Origin of the sequence: Synechococcus sp. RS9916 (genome assembly GCF_000153825.1) — a bacterium.
Classification (GTDB): Bacteria; Cyanobacteriota; Cyanobacteriia; order PCC-6307; family Cyanobiaceae; genus Synechococcus_C.
The window spans coordinates 797775-816531 of record NZ_DS022299.1 but is presented as its reverse complement, the minus strand read 5'-3'; the positions used below and the strand labels follow the sequence as shown (position 1 = coordinate 816531).

Here is an 18757-nt window from a genome sequence, read left to right as displayed (position 1 = left end):
CAACTGCTTTGGTCCCTGTCTCGATACCGTTGACTTACGAGCGAAGGCACCTCTGGAGGTGCCCGAATGGATGAGCCCTGTGCAAGTTGCGACAGATTCCGCCTTAGCCCGCAGCCTTCTGAAGGCCTTGGCGGACCCTGTGCGACTGCAGATCATTGAGGCTCTTGCCGCAGGAGAGCGCTGTGTTTGCGAGCTCACCACTGATCTCGGTCTCGCTCAGTCCCGTCTTTCCTTCCATCTGAAGGTCTTGAAGGAATGCGGCCTGTTGGCGGATCGTCAGAGCGGTCGATGGGTGTATTACCGATTGCGCCCTGAGGTCATTCAGGGATTGCAAGACTGGCTTGCGGCCCTAGTTCTCCGCTCTCAGGCGACTGCACGCTGTTGCGATGGTTGAGCCTCTGGGGCCTGACGCTGACCACCGTTTGTGGTTCCCGGCGACCCAGAGGAATCGGGAGCCCATCGCAGCGGTGCTCAAGCGCTGGCTTCCCACAAGGGGCTACGTGCTCGAGATCGCCTGCGGAAGTGGAGAGCACGCGGTCGCGTTTCAGCGTGAATTCCCCGGGATTCATTGGCTTGCGAGCGATCCAGACCCTGACCATTGCGCCAGTGCGGAAGCCTGGCGTTCCCATGTCGGCTTCAGTCACACGATGCCAGCCCCGATTCAGCTCGATGTGAGGAGCAGGCCTTGGTCCCTCCCCAATCCTTTCGAAGCGGGGTTGGATGCGGTGTTGGCGATCAATCTGATCCATATCGCCCCTTGGGCATGTTGTGAGGCCTTGGTTGCTGAGGCCGCTGATCGTTTGAATCCCGGTGGTCCATTGGTGCTCTATGGGCCATTTCGGCAGGGAGGTGCGCACACCAGCGAGAGCAATGCAGGCTTTGATCTTTCGTTGCGAAGCCGTTGCGCCAGCTGGGGGGTTCGGGACTTGGAGTCTGTGCAGCATCTCGCTGGTGTCTGTGGGTTCACTGCGACGCGGGTTGAAACCATGCCTGCTAACAATTTGATGGTGGCCTTCACGCGCTGATCGAAGACAGCCAGGAGGCCGCGTTTCATCGATCGCCTCGACCCAATGCATGTTGGGGGTTTGGGTCTTGCTTGTTGGTTCGCCGCCTTGATCGTTTTCTGCCAGCACATCACCGGCTCGGCTGCACACGTTGCGCCTGTGATCCGGATTCTTCTGGCCTTCCCTGAAGGCTTGAGAAGCTCTTCGGGGATGCTCTGTAGTTGCTCTGGAGTTACTGGTGAGTTGCTCGGAAGTCACTCAAGCGGTATTCTTGAGGCACTGCAAGCCGGATGGATGAAGGCCTTGCCCCGTGAAAATCAGGTGAAGCTCACGGTGTCTGTGCCGCCGAGTCTTCATGTGCTTCTGCGTAGCTGGGCGCAATGCGAAGGGCGTGAGCTCACGAGTGTCGTGCTGCAGTGCGTTGAGCTCTCGGTTCGGCAGCTCAAGAGCAATGGCTCGATTCCTGCCGGAGCGATCCGTAATTACGAACTGGCCTGCGAGGAGCGCCTTGCAGCCAGTGGTCTTGGAGGTGCGTGATGGTCAGTCTTGAGGCAATGGAGCAGGCGCTTGTGGCGCCTTGCATGGAGTCGGTGATTGCCGTCACCGAGCGCTATCAGTATTTAGAAGAGCATCGCCAAGCCCGAGTCTTTACGGCCTATCGCGAAATGGATCACACCCTGCGTATTGGTTTTGCTGAGGAACTGAATCGAGAGCAACGTCAGCTTTTGGATGACCGTGGTTTTGTTCTCTTTGGTGAGCGCGAGGGAACGCAGAGAGAGCATCGTTTGCTGTTGATGACTGTTGAGGAAATTGGCTTTTCCTCAACGTATGGAGCTGGGTATTTCACTGCCTCAAAGCAACTCTTGGGTCACCTGCGAAATCTTGGTTGGCCCATTGGTGAGCTGCAAACGTTGATCAATCGATCCAGTGGCAGCAAGGATAGTTCGATTCATCCTTGCTAAATACATCAGAAGGCTAATTCATTCTCCGGGCGCAGATAAACCCTTGCCGGCTGGCTTGATCACGATTGAACTCTCCCAGCACAGGAATGGCCTCACCAGTCTTGAAGGTTCGAAATGGCCAACTTGGCCTTGTGTCGCAAAGGGTTTGGTCGCAAACACAGAGGTAGGTGTTGGCGTTGAGGCCCTTGGCTTTCCATTCGTTGAGGATGCTGGAAAGTGGAATAGATTGCTGTTGAAAGATCTGGGTTGGCTTTTCATTTGCAAGCGCTGTTGGCGTATAAACCCAGGCTGCGGTTGATAACGCAAGGAGTCCGGTGAGATTTTGAATCCGCTTGATGGGCCGATCAGTCGCTGTCACTGTGTCGTCTGTATTTCACTGCTTGCAGTCTATTGAATTGCAACAGTCATGACAAATGTGTATTTTTGAGTGTTTCGTTGCAGCTGCACCTCTGCATGTTTACCTTGTCTGCACAAAGGCGTCGATGATCATCATCAGTCTTTTGATTTAATTGATTGGATTCATACGTCAGTATCAAATCCTGGTGTGTCAAGTGGATGTCCATTGCATGCACAATGCAACTGCTAAAGAGCATGCGGCTTGGCTTGTGGGCTTTGGCGCATGCAGTTCTGCTTTGATCAAAGTACGCAGAAGGCCAATAACGACGGCTCTCTCACGATTCCCAATGAAGTCTTAAGCTAGGGGGATCTTCGAATTGGCCAGGTTTAACATGTCGAAACTCGAGTTGGTAGCTCAAGGTTGTAGTTATGAACTTCGACGAATTCTCGAAATTTGAAATGAGCTCAAGGCTCTGGCAGGGTGTCGCCTCGCTTTATGTCTTCTGCCTCATCATCGCTGTCTTTGGTCTAATTGGCCTCCTTGATGGAGATATTATTCTAGGATTGATTATTATCGCATCATCTGCGGGTGGCGCTTTGATCATCCACAAGATTGTGAAACGATATCTGAAGGGCCGGAATTATTAGTTCGCTTCTGTCATTTCGAAAAAAAAACATCTCTGCAGAGATGCCTCATCGAATGCGTCACTGAAAGCGAGTGATCTTTTGGCTTCAAAGAAGCATCAAGAACAGTACGACCCACGAAGTTCCGATCAGGAACAATTTGTCAGAGGTCTTGTCAATATCGAAAAGCTCGTAAGGTTCGGGGATCATCGCTTTGATGAAAGGCGTAGCGAACCTAGCCACTCCATCACGCGACCGCTTAGCAAGCCTGAATCGTTGCGCGTTGAGAGGAGTTTGGTCGTTGGCTAGGGAGTGAAGTCGTCTTCCCAGTCCTGCAGCCAGTCGACCATCAGCGATGGCCTCCATGTTGGGTCCATCACCTCCGCGTCAATGGCGCTGACGCGTGCTCCCGGGTGAAGCTCCAGAACCACCTGGCAGGCATGCTCATGCGTTCTCGCTGAGACTGGCGCCACCCCTGCTTCACCATCAGGGTCGGACCAGAACACATGCCAATTGCGAAGCATCGGCGCATCGAGTCTGCTGCTCTAGGGATAGCCAGGGAAATTTTCTAGGGCAGCTTGCTATTGCGAGGAACTCAAACAGTGTTGTTCATCTTGGCTTTCGACGTCAGTAAAGCCTGTGCCAGAACCCTTCTCAACGACCAACCCTTCCTGCTTTGAACAATGTCTAGCGGTCGCAACCGTGGTCATTGAAGACCTTGTCCCACGACGAAACGAATCCCCGTCACGCGCGTTTTCGTGGGCCATCGGCTCGTGCTCTTTCACCAGACCTTCACCATCTCTTCTCTCTCTCTCCACCCACTCCATGGACTGCTTTGCACCATTCAGGGTGTGACCTTGGAGAAGTCAAGGGGCCACAACCCCAACACATCACCAATCAAATCACACGCGACTAAATCCATGACAGAACGAATGACTCCCAATCAGCTCATTGAGTTGGCTGATGATCTCCTTGAAACCGTCTCTGCAGGCCTTGATGTGATGGAATCTGCGCCTGGTTTTCCACCGGAAGACGACGGTTGGTGGCTCAAGAGACAGCGCCAAGCTGGCTTGCCTCGATCACGCCCCTATTAGTCTCACTCCCCGCCACAGGCGGGGTTTTTTAATGCCTGCGGTTGTTTGACAGACGAAGAGGTTCTGAATTGGTGATTCTTGGCAACAATGGCTGAGCATTCTGGGATTGCATGGGCTAAACCAGGGTTGATGTTGCATCTGTTTGATGCCAATCCACACTGCGCATGGTCACCCTGTTGGTGAATGGATCGCTGATGGACAACACAGGCCTTTCAGGGCAAGTGCATGCCCATTGCGAGCGACGCAATATGACGAATCGCAGATGAAGGAAGCCGATCCTGACCGGCGTGAGCAGCGTGGTGCCTTGCTTTATGACTGTTGAGATATCACCAGTTGTCTGTGCTCCTGACCAAGATCACAAACCTCGTCGCGCCAGGTCAATGAATCGAGGGCAAGCACGGCATAGGGAGCGTTGAAAGGAGACTTCCGTTTCCTCTTTTAGAGATTGGTGGTCTCGAAGCAATTAAGGATGGGAATCTGACGTGTTGTTCAGTGCCGCATACTATTTCCAACCGAATTAATCTAACGGCTTGAACACAAGCCCTGTGAATTTCTGGAAATCAAAGAGAAGTTGATGTTTGCATGTCGAATTACTAGCTCCTAGCCGACCTGGCCTTGTCCGACTTGTGCAAGGAATTTATAGTGTATTCGCTTTTTTAGTTTTCTTTGTCAATTTGATGCAATCACGTCTTCTTGTTGTTGCTGTGTGAGATGTAGAAAAAAGTCGCGTGTGTCTCCAGCGATAAATTCGTGTTTCACGTTGAATTCAATAGCTTCACCCTTAAAGTAATTGGTGTTGAGGTCAACGTTTGGTGCTGTCGCTACTGCAAGTGGTGACAGTGCTGTGACAAGGAAATTCATGTTGAATACCTCTAGTCGGAGTTCGATTCCTCGATGCATCTTCACCATCACTCCGGCTTCACGTCCTCTGCTTGTCTTCGATGGATTCTCTTAAGAAACTGGTGTCTTTCTAGGTTTCATGTCTGATCAAGCCACTGGATGCTGGAGGGTCTGCCGATGTGGTTGCTTGCCCGTTAATAGCGGGTGAGGTCTCTGAATCTGTGATTCAGGGCTGGGGCGTCCACCCCGTGGCAAAGGACTGGGGCTGTGGGGGCACCAGTCCTTTGAGTCCTTCAATTTCAACTTCTCTGCATCGCCGTGGGTGATGTTCAGGTTGGGTCATCTGCGGATGCACCGTTGAGCCCACTATCTAATAAAAAAGCACGCTAAATGCGGGCGATGGTGCCAGGTATTGGAGGCTGATTGATGGTCTTTTTGGGGTGATTGAAGAAATAAAAAGCCCTTGTTAATGCAAGGGCTTTGCTGTGCTAGTTATGCAACCAAAGAATCAACAATCAGCAGTTGCACCAGTTCCACAAGTTCGTTGCTCTCGGCGGCTTCGTCGCCCCCCCAGCCACGCCTTCCAGCTCTTCGGCTGAAAGCTCAGTTGATGGAGCCTTAGTGAATTCATCAGCAGAGATACTAAATCCTGCTTCTTTGGCAATAGCACTAGCAGCATTGGCATCCGAAGCGGCTTTCAGCTTCTCCTGAAGGCTGGTGTCAGCTTTGACCTTCTCCAGGAATGCCTTGAGTTGTTCTTCTGACATAGGACAGGTGCTAATACAGTAGTCATAGCACTGGTTCAGTAATTACGCCGCTCTTGGTGGGGCTAAGTCATTTGAAGTGTCAGGTATTGAAGGCTAATTTATGAGCTTATTGGCGAGGTTGAAGAAGTAAAAAGCCCCTGCGGTTGCAGGGGTTTTGTGAGTGTGTAGGCTACCTCGGCAACCCAAGCCCACACATCCAGTCACCCCAGCACACATATTATGATGTGTATACACACATATTAGTCCCAGCACACCCTCCCCCAGCCACACCCTCAAGCTCATCCTCAGTCAGATTTTGTCTATGAGAGTTTAGGTCTTCTGTGGTGATCGTGAACCCTGCAGCCTTTGCAATCGCAACTACTGCATCAGCATCCGAAGCAGCTTTCAGCTTCTCCTGAAGGCTGGTGTCTGCTTTGACCTTCTCCAGGAAGGCTTTGAGTTGTTCTTCTGACATAGCTGGCAACGGTCGCTCCAACAGTCATAGCAACGGTCGGCAGCGGCAGCGGCAGCGGCGGCAGCTGGCAATAAAAAGCCCCGCTACAGTCGGTAGTTTTGCCTTCTAATTAGGTCATGTGCAAATGTCATCAGCCCTGTCGTTGAGGTCGCCATCAATTACAGAACGGTTCTCCTTGGTCACCTTTTTGCCCTTGAAGTTATGAGTGCCGAGTCTGTCTAAACTCATTCCACCACCAGCTACATCCTTCAACTCATCCATTGAGAGTTCTTTGTTGTCGGTGTTTTTTTCGGACATCGCTGGCTAGGTCGCTTCAGCAGTCATAGCAACGGTCGGCAGCTCAATGCAGCAGGCAATAAAAAACCCCGCTCGTGGCGGGGCTGGTGATCGTGTTGTCAGCAGCTGATCAGATGTCGTCACCACCAGGACCAGCGCTGCCGCCGACGTTGTTCTTCGGGGAGGTGCAGCCACGACCTGCAAAGTTGGATCGACGCACCTGGCGATATTCACCCCTGATGCCTCCAATTTTCATAAAAGCAGCACCACCGCTGATGGCTTGCAGTTGATCGAGGGTGAGTTCAGTGTTGGTCATTGTTCTTTGTAGGTGAGGTGTGGTGGAGGTCTCCCTCCGACTCACACACCATCGCCGTGATCGCCACCCGCTTCATTGATCTGGGTCAACAGTCGCTGTGATCTTGGTCACAGGGCTTCGGCTGCAGTTGCACCACCGAGCCAACTATCTAATAAAAAAGCCCACATAATGCTGGCGATGGTGCCAGGTATTGGAGGCTGATTTGCTGGCTTACGGGTGTGTCTGAAGAAATAAAAAGCCCCTGTAACCGCAGGGGCTTTGGAGGTTAAGGTCAATAGCATTTTGTCTAATTAAAATCGCGGAAATCCCAATTTTGCTAAAGGGTCATTTGGGTCTTCTTTGCGTTCTTCAGCGCGCTCTTGGGACTCCATAGCGCGCATTTGGGACTCATGTGCTGCTGCTTCCTCCTCTCTATATCTCTGTAGCGACTTTCCTGTATATGGACAGTACATAGTGTACCGATCTGTACCGCAACCCTCTGTGCAGTAACATTGGTCGTGCACCCTAACATCTCTGTTGCTTGGTGTTGATGTTAAGGCTTTGATTACAGGCAGTTGTTGAACCGCTTTGCGCTGCGCTGTTGTACTTGCACCACCAATGCGAACTTTAAGGTCTGCAGAAACCCGCGTATCGAATGCTTCGTCATAGGAGATGTTTACCCCTGCTGTGACTCCACTGGTCATTTCATAAGCCAAGCGTCCACGCACGCCAGATCCATCAACTTCTTCTTGATCACGGTGTTGGTAGTAATAACCAGCTGATGCTTTCAAGACTGGAGTAATAAAATAACCAGCATCAAGCCCGTAGGTGTTCAATGCACCGCCCTGGTAAACGCTATTGAGCTTCTGTTCCACATCACCGACAGGGATCAGTCCATAACCGTTCAATGTCCAGCTATTGGAAACTGCTTCTGCATTGAAAGCAAGCTGCTGGAAGAAAGCGGTTCTTTTATTGCTGACGTTCACTCCTGTATCTGCATCACCTGAAGTCAGGGGCCGGCTGTCATAACCAGCATTCAGCCCATACATCCAGCTGCGTTCTCCATTCAGCCAGCGGTAACCAAGCCGTGATGAGGTTGAGATGGTGGTGCCAGCAACATCGGTGTTGATAATGCTGCTATAGCCATCACGATCAGCGAAGTTGACGTTTGCGAGGGCATCAAGGAACCAAACGCTGTTCTCGCTAACAGACAGCGGCAGGAACCCGCCGATGCCTGCTTGGTTGGGAGTACCAGCACCCTGCAGTGCGCCTTGGAAGCCAATACGTGGCTTGACCACATCCTTGAGCCTGATGCTCATCACACCGCCAAGATCCTCAGCGGTGTCTGCATCTTGAGCAGCAGCAGGGAAGAGAAGGGTGTTGGAGAGTGCCAGTGCAGCAACGCCGCTCAGCGATAACGACAGGCGCAGGGAACGCTGCATGGATCAGGCGTTAGTGCGCGCATGATGCCGGGTTTTGCCTGGTTGCGCCCGTATTGGCAGCAGCCAGGGCAATCGACTCAATCACCGACGCCTGGAACGTTCCCTAGGGGCAGTGCCCTGCCGGATCCGGCGAGCCAATGATCCTCCTCCGGTTTTCGGGCTTGCGGAGGGTGGATCAGGCTGTCGCTGACCTCAGGCACGCCGGTCTGAATTTGGAATGTTTTGCCCTGTGAGGCAATGCGCGATTCGACCGATGCCAGATGGACTGCTGCAGAGACAAAGTGTGGCCATCGAGATCGGAGGAGCCAATGACGGCCGACACTCCACCGGAGCAAACCCCAGAAGCAGACTGACTTTCTGGCCCCTGCTCCAACAGTCTCAAAAATGACCTGGGTTGGTCCTTTGGTAGGCACGCAATGGTCCGCCACGCCAATCGACGCTCCACTTGCACCGCCCTAGGTGCCCTCGGAGAAAACGACCCAATCCTTAGAGCAAATGGCCCCAGGGCGCCTCTAGCCAGAAGCTTCCAACATCTCTCTCTTCTGACGTGATGGGTTGATCCATGCACAAGCGAGCGAGCTAGGCCGTCTCTCCACCGGGAGGGGCGGCCTTCCTCTTTGGCGGAGATTTAGGCATTAAGCCTTAGCCATCGACCAGAGAAAAAACAGCAGACTCATACGACTCGCAGAGGCTGCATGAAAGGACTCCACACGAACGTTGCCTACTTCGGTGGCACTGTCGCGATTGCAGTAATGGTCATGACTTTTGTTGTTAAGGCAACGGCTTAACAAGGCATTGCTCCAGCTGATCAACGTTCTTCTCCAGGGCATCAACCCGCTGCTGCAGCTCCTGCTCGCGGGCGTGCTCGTCTTCATCCATCTGCTGGCGGCCGCCGTTCATCATTTCGGTGTAGGTAAGCGCCCTGGGCATCAGTCGGCCTCAACCAGCTGATCAAGCACCATCCGATCGAGCTGGATGTTGAGCAGCTGCTGGTGCAAGGCGATCAGCATCAGCCCCCTGGCGCAGCCGCCAGCAAGGTTCCGCTCAATGTGCTCCCGGTCATCAGGCAGCAGGTCTTGAGCCAAGCAGTCGCAATGCACGTCGATCTCTGCCACCACCGCGTCTATTCCATCCATCAGTGGTGAGAAATCGGGCATCGGGGGGATGCTTCAGGTCTCCAGTTTCATCCTGGCGAGGGTTGCGGGCAAGCGTTATTCAGGCCCCCGCAAGACTCAGTTTTTTGTCTGAAGTTGGCGGGCTATGGCAGCAATATCTGACTGATCCAACCAGCGGTGATACGTCCGGTGATGCACGGCAATGTCGTGGCCCATGCATTTCGCGGCGATCGAAGTTGAGGGCAACTTGCTGATGCTGCGAATGGCCCAGGCATGGCGCAAGTCATAGAGCTGGGCACCAGCAACACGGCGTTTAAGCCAGCCCTGCCACCGATCGCACTGCAGCTTTGCTTGCGCTGAATCGTATTTAGCCGGAGCAGCCACATCCCATGGCACCGACCTCTGCCCTGGACCTTCGCCCGCAACAGGTAACGCCAAGGCTGTGCGCCAGGTGGGTAGCTTGCCCTTGCGCTTAATCGTCAGCACCTGGGCGGTACCGTCATCGGCTGGGCGCAGCGAGAAGACTTCAGCCGGTCGGCAACCGTAGGTAGCCAATGCCCAAGAACACCACCCCCAGGTGGGGTCGGCCATCACCGTTTCAAGCAGCCATGCCACCTCAGCATCTGAAGGGATGTCCCTGGCCTCCGGTTCATATGGCGTCCGCAAGGCGTCGAGCCGATCGGTGCCTTCGACTCCGACGAGCTTGGCCAGCCTCTTCGAGACCTTCAGGAACTCAACGCGGGTTCGTGAGCCAGGCACCTGCTGCTCACCAACACCAACCAACAGATCCATCGTCAGCGTGGCCTGCTGTGGCAAACGGTCTGTTTCGGCTGTGATCCGAGCCCACGTCCTCTCGGCTGCACTGGTGCGCATCTTGCTCTGCCAGAAGTCTTTCTCAAGTCGCTCAACCGCCTCGGCCACGGTGAGGACTGAATTAGCTGCAGTCTTAATTGCAGGGACTGGTGCATCCCAAGGCAGCTCACTTGGAAGATGCCCTAAATCCTCAATCAGACCGGCAAGCTCGACAACGCGGTTTTCTGCTTTGAGCAACGTGGTGGGCTGAGCCTTCAGAGCCAGCCGAATCCGCTTGGTGCCTCTCTTGCCCTGCGCATCGGTCACAGCAACCCGCCAGTACAGCGAGCCGCTCACCGCGACGACGGTGCCACGGATGGCACGGGACTTGAGGCTGGCGTTCAGCGGGCTGAGATCCATATCTGGCATTGCCAGTTTTTTGCCACTTTATGGCGAGGTTTGCCACCTTTTAGCCATTCCTGGCCCGCCAAGCGGCCCCTAGAAAAAGCGCCCAAAACAGCGCCCAGACACTAAAAAACCCAGTCAGTGACTGGGTTTTCGTAAACGGAGAGGGTGGGATTCGAACCCACGGAGGCTCGCACCTCGCTGGTTTTCAAGACCAGAGCCATCAACCACTCGACCACCTCTCCAGGCGGGCTGACCCAATCAATGGATCATCCCCATTTTAAAGGGTGACCCCGCTTAATTCTCTGGTTTGGCCAGAGGAAGAAGGCATTTGTCGGAATCGCATCCGGCAGGCCCTGCTTCGGTCAGTTCGCCTCCGTCATAGCGCTGTAGGGCATCGAAGAAGTTGGTGTTCACACGGCGTGCGACTACGTCTGCCTGCATCCGCTCATAGGTTTCCGCATCGATCGGTTCAAACGGAAGCCTCGGGAAGGTGGCGTTTGCATCAAAACGGGCCAGGAGGGCTGCGGAGATGTAGCCGTCTCCGTTCTCGATGGTCTGATGCAGTGCTTCAGTCAGCGGCTCAATCTCGTTCTCACGGAACTCGATCGTTGCAGAGGTGTTATGCGCGGTGTAGTGGGTCTGCACCTGCATATAGAAGTCGAACTGCGCCATCGCAGAGAAGGCATTGATGTCTACAGCGTCAGCGCCTGGCAGGTTGGCCCAGCTCACTTCTGTGGGAATTTCCACCAGCCACTCGGTGCAACGGGGATCAAAGGGATCATCGAGTAGACGTCCTTGATCGTCCTTATCCGACTGAGAAGGCACAACGGTGTAGCCGTAGTCCATGCAGGCCATCGCCACCGGATCGTTTTTCCGGAAGGTAATGCGACGAATGAAACGTTGTGCCTTGGGGGGATGCCATCCAGGCGCTGCACCGGTCAGCAGACTCTTGGTGCCAGCAGGCTGCACTGTGGTGCAGCGATTGGGCCGGCGCAGACCATGCCGGTCGCAGTAGTCCCAGACCGTTTCGTTCACCACGGCTTTCCAGCGCTTGAGGTAATCGGCCTCTTGGCGCTTGAATTCGCGTCCCTCCTCCGTGTCGGGTCGACCAGCTTCCCACCAGGTCAGCCAGGGGGTACCAAACGCATGGACGAAGAAGTCAAATAAGCCGGTGAAGCTCACGCCCACGATCGGGTCCCAGGCACGGCTCTGGCGATAGCGCTCGACTTCAAACTTGTGATTCAGCAGGCAGGCCACCGACAGCGCACCCGCACGGAACGCATCACGTTGCCCTTCCTCGTCGCTGGGATCGATTTGGTTGAGGTGGACCTCAGCCAGATTGCAGTGGAAATCCGCGCCCAGAATTTCACCGCAGGGATTCAAGCCATAGCGGCTCAGACGATGCTCGAGTTCGTCGGCTTCGATCGGACCATGGTTCAGGGATAACCAGCGCCCAGCCTCATCGCGTCCTTGATCGCAGTAGAGATCAATAAACTCCTGGCGAAGTTCGGGAGTGGTGAGCAAATCGGCGTTGGAACGGGCAATGGCTTCAGGTGCGAACTGAATGGCGCCCTCACCGCTGTGAAACTGCTTCGTGACCGCATCCAACAAAACTTGTTTGCTGGGACGGGTGTGGTAAACCCTGGTGTGATTCGCCATGCGCAAGGCGTCCCGCTCGGGATCGATGCGCCAATTGCCGTCTTCGTCCTGTTGCCAGAGGTTGTCTTTGGCAGAAGCGGCTGCGTGATCGTCGGAGGCGAATTGACGCATGCCTGCACTGCGTCGAATGTTCCCCGCCACGATGGTGACGGCAGCTTCATCGATTAGGAGGCAACACTCGACAGAGGTCAGGCGACGACCGATGGCTTTGCCCAGCAGTCGTGCGACACGGGCGTAGAGATCTTTCAGCTTGACCGGGTTGGCCATGCCACCAAAACCCTTCAGGGTTTCACCGACGGGGCGGACGTCAGACAAATCAACGCGAACCTGCACGGTCTCGCCGTTGAAGCGTTCGTCGCTGCAGAGTTCAAGCAGCAATTGGTAGCTGTCAACCCATCCGCGGCGGGTGTCCCCCACCTTGATCGAGACCGTATTCCCTTCAATGGTGTGACTCGTGGTCTCTTGACGTTGGCCGGCAGGCGTCACGCCGATGTCACTAACGCTGAGCACCTCAATCGGGTTCAGCACCACTGGGAGCTGATCGATCAGGCGTGGTTCGATGATCGCGCCAGTCCCACAACCCATCATCGCCAGGTCCATCATCAGACCGAAGGCTTCCCAATCCACAAGATTCGTGGATGTGCAGTTGTACGCCCCAGAGAAGTTGTGCTGCTGCTCAATCCATGGGGTGCCGCCGATCCAGAGCCACCGGCCAGACGGCAGGGCCTTTTTCTCGGCTTGCATGCGTTGCATCAACGCAACATCGGCATCGGAGAGCTTGCCGAGGCGACGAAGACCCTCGAGGTTGCGGGTTCCGACCTCTGCCCAGCTCTCACGCCCTGTGCTCGTTTTACGGCTGTAGGTCCGATAAAAAACGGGGTTGGCTGCGGGTGCCGTGGCCGGGAAGTCACCGTTGGTGAGAGGAAGCGTTTGGGCGTCCGTCACACGGCTTGGTGTCAGCGTCACGTAGGGACTCGGTATCGATCGTATTTGCACCCTAACGCCACCCATGGTGGCTGCAAGTGATCGTTGCCACCATTGGCGGTGTCCTTGTGGTCTCTAGGTGTATCTCTTGATGTGACGGGCTTGTGGCATACAGCAGTTTTTGGTCAGATTGCCTTGATTGGTAAGTCAATGCCCCGTTGTTCATGAATCGCCCCGGGCGCTGGATCTGGGCCTTTGTTTTGACCAGCCTGCTGGTCGTGTTTGGTGTCCACGCAGGCCAGTCCGCCGACCACAACGGTCGAGGTCTGGTCATGCCAGCACGATCGACCTTTATCCCGATCCAGGAGCAGCCCTTCTATCCCGATCTTGAGGAAGACGCTGGCCGGTTGTCTGAGGTGGTTCTTGGGCAAGTGGTGGGCGACAGCCCCCAGGCGACCCTGCTGAATTTTTACGCCGTGATGGCCGAAGTGGGGCGTCGCGCCGAAGCCCTTGGTCAAGTTGATGCCCTTGAGGCTGCTCGTGCGAATCCAGCTGCGAGAAGAGAAGAGATTGAAGACACCTCATTGCTCTTTCAGCAGGCAGTCAGCGCTCTTGATGCATCCGTTTTTCCAGCCAGCGTCCGTGTCGATATGTCAGAGGAGGCTGCAATTCGGCTGAAACACGTTCTTGATTACGTGTTCACTCACAGCGTTAAGCCAATTTCTATTCCCGATGCTCGGGAGATGAAATCGTTTAATGATTTGCGCTTAAAGCCTGTTGAAGCCTGGCGGATACCTGGAACGGCAATAACGTTAACCACTGAAGTGGTTGGAGATCCAGAGAATAACGAATATTTTTTCTCGGCAGAGACTGTGTCTCGGATCAATAAGATGTATGGTGAGATTCGTGATTTGCCAGTTGTTCGGCAGCCTTTCGCGACTCCAGGTTTCTACAAAAACTTTATTCTCACGCCTGGATATCTTGTGCCACCTGATTGGTATTTAGGTTGGCCTGAGCCTTGGCGTGCCTTTCTAGAGCTTCCTTTCTTTGGGCAAACTGTTTTTCAAATTGTATGCGCAGTCTTGGTTGTTGTAATTTATTCTTTAGTGACATTCTTTCTTTTAAGGATGTTGGTGCTCACATGGCGTGAGCCATTCAACCCGCCTGGCATACGTAAGTCATTGTTGCAGCAGCGTTTGGCTTGGCGACGTTTGCTGATCATCGTGCCGCTGGTTCCGCTCACCAGCTTCGCTAAGTATCTAATTGGCGATGTGGTGAATTTTACGGCCTTCCCTTTGGTGGTGGTCACGTATGCGGCCTATGTCATTAAGCATTTGGCTGGTTCTGTTGTTGCCTATCTGTTGTTTGAAGCCCTCGGTCGATCCATTGCTCGAATCACAAGCCATTTGCGGGGTGCTGAATCCCAGCTGCGTCAGCAGCGTGTGTCGAGTCTTGTGATTCCACTTTGCCGCGCCATTGGGGTGTTGGTTGCCGCGTTGATTTTTTACCGACTTCTGCTTCGTCTAGGGCTTCCCGCAAGCACGTTGCTCGCTTTCTCCGCAGTGCCCGGTCTGGCAATCGGTTTGGGGGCTTCGAAGCTGCTCGGGAACCTCTTTGCTGGATTCTCGATCCAAACGGATCGACCGCTTCGGGTTGGAGAATTTTGCATGGTGGGTGAAAACATAGGCTATATCAACAAAATTGGCCTGCGCTCTTTGGAGATGCAGACCCTCGAAAGCAGGGTCACAATCCCTAATTCAGTTGCTGATGAGGCAACAATTGTCAACTATTCACGATCTCACAGAACGCCATCTCCTCACCCGGTTCAAAGCTTGGATCTCAAGATTCCATTGGATTCTTCCATGTCGCCTTTTCAGTTGCGAGAGCTGCTGAAGCAAGCACGCCGTTTCTTGGACGCTAATTCTCTTCTTCAGCAGCCTCTGGTCACGCTGCACAGGCGTGTTGAGGATGATTCTGAAACATTGGTGGTCTTCGCAATTATCGAACTCCATGGCTGGGAATCGTATTTAGCCCTTCGTGAAGTCATTCTTGTGAGGCTTGTGCAGTTGGTTGCTCAAGCAAAAGCTTCTGAGGTTGTTTTGCCGGTCGCGAGAGGGTCTTCTCCAGCGCAGTTGCAGTGTGTTCCTGGCTTGGTTCAGCAGGCGCTGATGCAGGATCCAAATTTGGAATTCTTCTCCTGCCGATTGGAAAGAATTGCTCCCTATAGCTACGACTATGTTATTGAGCTCGGCTCCACCCACGATGACCACAATGCTTTTGAAGACAGCATGCATTCTTTGAATCGGCGACTCATCCAAGCACTTTGCGAGCAGGGAATTGATATCCCCTATCCCACCCAAACACTTAATTTCAAGTGAGTGAATGCACGATGAAACGCATTCCTGAACCTGAATTGATGAATGGCCAGGAGCAGGCTCTGGCTTATGCATCAGCTGATTTCAGTGCGGGTGATCAGGCGTTGATCGATCGTGTTCAAGCTCTGTTTCCCGCTGGTCTTGGTGAGCGCATTGCAGACCTTGGTTGCGGGCCCGGCAACATCAGCTTTCGTCTCGCGCGACACTTCTTAGCTGCTGATGTGGTGGGCTTCGACGGGGCATCAGTGATGTTGGCATTGGCCGAAGAGGCCCGCGCAGAGTGTTCAGATCTCTGCGCGCGTGTCAACTTCCGTCAGGTGGTTTTGCCTGACTGTTCACTTGATCGCGACTACAGCGCTGTGATCAGCAACAGCCTGTTGCATCATCTCCATGATCCGGCCGTGCTCTGGCAGTCGGTGAGAGCGCTTGGGATGCCAGGAGCAGTCATTTACATCAAAGACCTGCGTCGCCCCGTCAGCGAAGAAGACGTGCACGCCCTCAAAGACCGTTATCTGCGCGATGCTCCCGACGTGTTGCAACGGGATTACGTCGCTTCCTTGCATGCCGCTTTCACGGTGGAGGAGGTGGCAGAACAGCTTGTGAATGCTGGTTTGGCTGATCAGCTCTCCGTCGCCAGCGTCGACGATCGCTATCTCGAGGTCTGGGGTCACTTGTTCTGAGAAGCTGGCCCGATGACAAGTCCCTCCGTCTCAGCTGAAAACCCCGAGCTTCAGGCCCTGGCTGAAGCGGTGGATCGACGTCGCAATTTCGCGATCATCTCCCACCCTGACGCGGGTAAGACCACGCTGACCGAGAAGCTCCTCCTCTACGGGGGGGCGATCCAGCAGGCCGGGGCCGTGAAGGCCCGCGGTGAGCAACGCAAGGTCACTTCCGATTGGATGGAGCTGGAGAAGCAGCGCGGCATCTCCATCACGTCGACGGTGTTGCAGTTCGACTACGGCACCAACACCATCAATCTGCTGGATACCCCAGGTCACCAGGACTTTTCAGAAGACACCTACCGGACCCTGGCCGCAGCGGACAACGCTGTGATGCTGGAGGATGCGGCCAAGGGGCTTGAACCTCAGACGCGCAAGTTGTTTGAGGTCTGTCGCATGCGGCAGATCCCCATTTTCACTTTCATCAACAAGATGGATCGCCCAGGACGCGATCCCTTGTCGCTGCTCGATGAAATTGAGTCAGAGCTTGGTCTCACCCCTTGGGCGGTGAATTGGCCAATTGGCAGTGGCGAGCAATTCCGAGGCGTCATTGATCGCCGCACGCGACGCGTGATCTTGTTCAGCCGAGCTGAACGGGGCCGTCAGGCGGAAGAACTTGAAATGGACGCGGATGATCCCCGTCTCCTGGAGATGGTGGAGTCTGACCTGCTGGAACTAGCGCTTGAGGAACTGGACCTGCTGGAGGCAGCAGGGGCGGAACTGGATTTGGAAATGGTCCATGCCGGTGAGCTCACACCGGTGTTTTTCGGGTCTGCGATGACCAATTTCGGCGTCCGGCCTTTTCTTGATGCCTTCCTTGAGCTGGCCCAGAAGCCCATGCCCCGCACGAGCAGTGCCGGTGAAATTGAGACCATTCGCCCAGGTTTCAGCGGCTTTGTGTTCAAGCTCCAGGCCAACATGGATCCTCGCCACCGCGATCGCGTGGCGTTTGTCCGCGTCTGTAGCGGCAAGTTTGAGAAGGACATGGCGGTGCAGCATGCACGCACCGGCAAAACCATTCGTTTATCCCGGCCTCAGAAATTGTTTGGCCAGGATCGTGAAGTGGTGGAAGACGCCTACCCCGGCGATGTGATCGGTTTGAACAACCCAGGAATGTTTGCCATTGGTGACACCCTTTATCTGGGCTCCAAGGTGGAATACGAAGGAATTCCCTGTTTCAGCCCGGAGATCTTCAGCTGGTTGCGGAATCCCAACCCTTCCGCTTTCAAAAACTTCCGCAAGGGCGTGAACGAACTACGCGAAGAAGGGGCTGTTCAGATCCTCTACGACACTGACGAAAGCAAGCGGGATCCGATTCTGGCTGCGGTTGGCCAGCTGCAGCTGGAGGTGGTGCAGCACCGCCTTGAGAATGAATATGGCGTTGCCACTCGGCTTGAACCGCTCGGCTACCAGGTGGCCCGTTGGGTCACCGGTGGATGGCAGGAGTTGGAGAAAGTGGGCCGTATCTTCAATTGCAAAACGGTCCGGGATGCCTGGAATCGGCCTGTGTTGCTGTTCAAGAACGAGTGGAATCTCAACCAGTTGCGTGAAGAGCATCCCGATTTTGCTCTGAGTGCTGTTGCGCCGGTCGTGAGCGGTGTGGAACCCATCAGTCTCTAGTTCGCCTTCTCAGCTCTCGCGATCAGGCCGGGGGCTCGCCAGACTTTTTCAACTTTTTTGAACCGCGATGGTGGACACCATCTGGTTGCACCGTCCCAGTGATGACGGCGGGATTGATTACGTCTGTTTCCGCTCTCGACAGGGGGAAGTCGAGATCCTTGAGGGTTACCACCTCCCCCCGCAAATGCCGTTGATCAAAACGCGCTTGTCGTTGGGTTCTGCTCAAGCGCGACATCGGCGTGATCACCTCGAGAACTGTCTCGGTTACAGGCACGGTCCCCCCGTCTTTTGACGTGGCTCCGTTGCATTCGTCGCCGCTGCTGCAGCCGTCTCGATACGCTCAGTTGAGTGCTTCTTGCGGTTATGGCCTCCGGGGTTGATTCCGGTTCCGATTCCGGCTCTCAGGATCCCTACGCCAGGCTTGGCATCACAGCCGAAAGCGGCTTTGAAGCGGTGCAACAAGCCAAGGCTGCAGCCCTCGATGCTGCGGGGGATGACCCCCAGGCCAGGGCCAAGGTTGAAGCCGCCTACGACGCGGTCTTGATGGCTCGTCTTCGGGAACGGCAGACCGGAAAGCTCAGTGTCGCTGCAGCGAGTGCGTCTGAGCGAGAGCAGCAGGTGGCCTCCCAGGCTTCCGCACTCAATAACGGTCCAACGGTTCTCACCCGCCTCCGCCAGCTCTCCATTCCCAAACCATCGGTCAGTGTGGGCTCTTGGACGCCCACCCTCTCTCTTGTTGAGGGCCAAGGTCTTCTTGTTCGCGCAGTTGCTGGGGGTCTTGGTCTGCTGCTGCTGGTGGCGACGTCGGGTTCGGCTGATTTGGTGTTGTCGTTGGGCACCATCGGCCTCTTCCTCAGCCAGATCAAGCGTGGTCGTCGACCTCTTGCCTCCCTTGGCTGGAGTGTGTTGCTTCTGGCCGTCGGTCTTGCAATTGGAGCGCTTTTCGTGGCAGTTGCTGGTTCAGCAGTTGTGCCTCTGTTCGGCGCTGACCAACTTCAAGCCTTGCCGGCCTTGCTGCTGTTGCTGGCCGGCGCGTTGCTGTTGGCCTAGG

21 protein-coding genes and 1 tRNA gene are annotated in these 18757 nt (G+C 54.8%); 9 read left to right on the top strand and 13 right to left on the bottom strand.

Annotated features, from left to right (window positions below):
• Window positions 1–70 precede the first annotated feature (70 nt).
• From RS9916_RS04410 to RS9916_RS04395, 4 genes are all read left to right on the top strand, one after another.
• Window positions 71–394: a helix-turn-helix transcriptional regulator gene (locus RS9916_RS04410; protein WP_038023263.1), complete on the top strand. Its 324-nt coding sequence runs from the start codon at window positions 71–73 to the stop codon at window positions 392–394.
• Window positions 387–1025 carry a DUF938 domain-containing protein gene (locus RS9916_RS04405; RefSeq protein ID WP_007098053.1) on the top strand — a complete coding sequence of 213 codons (639 nt, stop codon included), beginning with the start codon at window positions 387–389 and terminating at the stop codon, window positions 1023–1025. The genes RS9916_RS04410 and RS9916_RS04405 overlap by 8 nt, the downstream gene beginning before the upstream one ends.
• Window positions 1026–1298: 273 nt before the next feature.
• Complete coding sequence (locus RS9916_RS04400) at window positions 1299–1541, top strand: hypothetical protein (protein ID WP_038024169.1); 243 nt, start codon at window positions 1299–1301, stop codon at window positions 1539–1541.
• 44 nt (window positions 1542–1585) lie between these two features.
• Window positions 1586–1966: a hypothetical protein gene (locus tag RS9916_RS04395; protein ID WP_232199615.1), complete on the top strand. Its 381-nt coding sequence runs from the start codon at window positions 1586–1588 to the stop codon at window positions 1964–1966.
• A 13-nt stretch (window positions 1967–1979) separates the two neighbouring features.
• Here RS9916_RS04395 and RS9916_RS04390 read toward each other — a convergent pair whose 3' ends face one another.
• From RS9916_RS04390 to nrdJ, 13 genes are all read right to left on the bottom strand, one after another.
• Window positions 1980–2324, bottom strand: coding sequence for a hypothetical protein (locus tag RS9916_RS04390; protein ID WP_038023261.1), 345 nt, complete (start codon window positions 2322–2324; stop codon window positions 1980–1982).
• A gap of 907 nt (window positions 2325–3231) precedes the next feature.
• The gene (locus RS9916_RS15245) at window positions 3232–3357 is read right to left on the bottom strand and encodes a hypothetical protein (protein WP_255346325.1); all 126 of its coding nucleotides are present in this window, start codon (window positions 3355–3357) and stop codon (window positions 3232–3234) included.
• Window positions 3358–4689: 1332 nt separating this feature from the next.
• Window positions 4690–4881, bottom strand: coding sequence for a hypothetical protein (locus RS9916_RS04375; RefSeq protein ID WP_198003395.1), 192 nt, complete (start codon window positions 4879–4881; stop codon window positions 4690–4692).
• Between the two features lie 494 nt (window positions 4882–5375).
• A complete protein-coding gene (locus tag RS9916_RS04370; protein WP_007098044.1) occupies window positions 5376–5627 on the bottom strand; it encodes a Nif11-like leader peptide family natural product precursor in 252 nt (83 codons plus the stop codon).
• A 217-nt stretch (window positions 5628–5844) separates the two neighbouring features.
• Window positions 5845–6081: a Nif11-like leader peptide family natural product precursor gene (locus tag RS9916_RS04365; RefSeq protein WP_007098043.1), complete on the bottom strand. Its 237-nt coding sequence runs from the start codon at window positions 6079–6081 to the stop codon at window positions 5845–5847.
• A gap of 114 nt (window positions 6082–6195) precedes the next feature.
• Window positions 6196–6378 (bottom strand): hypothetical protein, encoded by a 183-nt coding sequence (locus RS9916_RS04360; protein ID WP_007098042.1) that lies wholly within the window; start codon window positions 6376–6378, stop codon window positions 6196–6198.
• 109 nt (window positions 6379–6487) lie between these two features.
• Complete coding sequence (locus tag RS9916_RS04355; protein WP_007098041.1) at window positions 6488–6673, bottom strand: CCRG-2 family RiPP; 186 nt, start codon at window positions 6671–6673, stop codon at window positions 6488–6490.
• Between the two features lie 290 nt (window positions 6674–6963).
• The gene (locus RS9916_RS04350) at window positions 6964–8094 is read right to left on the bottom strand and encodes a hypothetical protein (protein WP_007098039.1); all 1131 of its coding nucleotides are present in this window, start codon (window positions 8092–8094) and stop codon (window positions 6964–6966) included.
• Window positions 8095–8865: 771 nt separating this feature from the next.
• Entirely contained in the window at window positions 8866–9024 is a 159-nt protein-coding gene (locus RS9916_RS14790) for a hypothetical protein (protein ID WP_007098036.1), read from the bottom strand.
• Complete coding sequence (locus RS9916_RS04345) at window positions 9024–9251, bottom strand: hypothetical protein (RefSeq protein ID WP_007098035.1); 228 nt, start codon at window positions 9249–9251, stop codon at window positions 9024–9026. Before RS9916_RS04345 ends, RS9916_RS14790 begins: the two co-directional genes overlap by 1 nt.
• A 75-nt stretch (window positions 9252–9326) precedes the next feature.
• Window positions 9327–10421 carry a hypothetical protein gene (locus tag RS9916_RS04340; protein WP_007098034.1) on the bottom strand — a complete coding sequence of 365 codons (1095 nt, stop codon included), beginning with the start codon at window positions 10419–10421 and terminating at the stop codon, window positions 9327–9329.
• 145 nt (window positions 10422–10566) lie between these two features.
• Window positions 10567–10651, bottom strand: a tRNA-Ser gene (locus tag RS9916_RS04335).
• 52 nt (window positions 10652–10703) lie between these two features.
• Window positions 10704–13034 (bottom strand): ribonucleoside-triphosphate reductase, adenosylcobalamin-dependent, encoded by a 2331-nt coding sequence (gene nrdJ, locus RS9916_RS04330; RefSeq protein ID WP_038023258.1) that lies wholly within the window; start codon window positions 13032–13034, stop codon window positions 10704–10706.
• A gap of 182 nt (window positions 13035–13216) precedes the next feature.
• On the opposite strand from nrdJ, the gene RS9916_RS04325 reads away from it, so the two are divergent.
• The 5 genes from RS9916_RS04325 (at window position 13217) to RS9916_RS04305 (ending at window position 18756) form a co-directional block, all read left to right on the top strand.
• Entirely contained in the window at window positions 13217–15370 is a 2154-nt protein-coding gene (locus tag RS9916_RS04325; protein ID WP_007098031.1) for a mechanosensitive ion channel family protein, read from the top strand.
• 11 nt (window positions 15371–15381) lie between these two features.
• Entirely contained in the window at window positions 15382–16047 is a 666-nt protein-coding gene (locus tag RS9916_RS04320; RefSeq protein WP_007098030.1) for a trans-aconitate 2-methyltransferase, read from the top strand.
• 12 nt (window positions 16048–16059) lie between these two features.
• Window positions 16060–17706, top strand: coding sequence for a peptide chain release factor 3 (locus RS9916_RS04315; protein ID WP_007098029.1), 1647 nt, complete (start codon window positions 16060–16062; stop codon window positions 17704–17706).
• 70 nt (window positions 17707–17776) lie between these two features.
• A complete protein-coding gene (locus RS9916_RS14785) occupies window positions 17777–17998 on the top strand; it encodes a hypothetical protein (RefSeq protein ID WP_007098027.1) in 222 nt (73 codons plus the stop codon).
• Between the two features lie 71 nt (window positions 17999–18069).
• Window positions 18070–18756, top strand: a complete 687-nt coding sequence (locus tag RS9916_RS04305; RefSeq protein ID WP_007098026.1) for a CPP1-like family protein — start codon at window positions 18070–18072, stop codon at window positions 18754–18756.
• The last annotated feature ends 1 nt before the right edge of the window (window position 18757 follow it).

Bases quoted from the DNA above. Each gene is read 5' to 3' on its own strand.
- RS9916_RS04410 (WP_038023263.1), top strand. From the start codon at position 71: ATGAGCCCTGTGCAAGTTGCGACAGATTCCGCCTTAGCCCGCAGCCTT.
- RS9916_RS04405 (WP_007098053.1), top strand. From the start codon at position 387: ATGGTTGAGCCTCTGGGGCCTGACGCTGACCACCGTTTGTGGTTCCCG.
- RS9916_RS04400 (WP_038024169.1), top strand. From the start codon at position 1,299: ATGAAGGCCTTGCCCCGTGAAAATCAGGTGAAGCTCACGGTGTCTGTG.
- RS9916_RS04395 (WP_232199615.1), top strand. From the start codon at position 1,586: ATGGAGTCGGTGATTGCCGTCACCGAGCGCTATCAGTATTTAGAAGAG.
- RS9916_RS04375 (WP_198003395.1), bottom strand. From the start codon at position 4,881: ATGAATTTCCTTGTCACAGCACTGTCACCACTTGCAGTAGCGACAGCA.
- RS9916_RS04370 (WP_007098044.1), bottom strand. From the start codon at position 5,627: ATGTCAGAAGAACAACTCAAGGCATTCCTGGAGAAGGTCAAAGCTGAC.
- RS9916_RS04365 (WP_007098043.1), bottom strand. From the start codon at position 6,081: ATGTCAGAAGAACAACTCAAAGCCTTCCTGGAGAAGGTCAAAGCAGAC.
- RS9916_RS04360 (WP_007098042.1), bottom strand. From the start codon at position 6,378: ATGTCCGAAAAAAACACCGACAACAAAGAACTCTCAATGGATGAGTTG.
- RS9916_RS04355 (WP_007098041.1), bottom strand. From the start codon at position 6,673: ATGACCAACACTGAACTCACCCTCGATCAACTGCAAGCCATCAGCGGT.
- RS9916_RS04350 (WP_007098039.1), bottom strand. From the start codon at position 8,094: ATGCAGCGTTCCCTGCGCCTGTCGTTATCGCTGAGCGGCGTTGCTGCA.
- RS9916_RS14790 (WP_007098036.1), bottom strand. From the start codon at position 9,024: ATGCCCAGGGCGCTTACCTACACCGAAATGATGAACGGCGGCCGCCAG.
- RS9916_RS04345 (WP_007098035.1), bottom strand. From the start codon at position 9,251: ATGCCCGATTTCTCACCACTGATGGATGGAATAGACGCGGTGGTGGCA.
- RS9916_RS04340 (WP_007098034.1), bottom strand. From the start codon at position 10,421: ATGGATCTCAGCCCGCTGAACGCCAGCCTCAAGTCCCGTGCCATCCGT.
- RS9916_RS04325 (WP_007098031.1), top strand. From the start codon at position 13,217: ATGAATCGCCCCGGGCGCTGGATCTGGGCCTTTGTTTTGACCAGCCTG.
- RS9916_RS04320 (WP_007098030.1), top strand. From the start codon at position 15,382: ATGAAACGCATTCCTGAACCTGAATTGATGAATGGCCAGGAGCAGGCT.
- RS9916_RS04315 (WP_007098029.1), top strand. From the start codon at position 16,060: ATGACAAGTCCCTCCGTCTCAGCTGAAAACCCCGAGCTTCAGGCCCTG.
- RS9916_RS04305 (WP_007098026.1), top strand. From the start codon at position 18,070: ATGGCCTCCGGGGTTGATTCCGGTTCCGATTCCGGCTCTCAGGATCCC.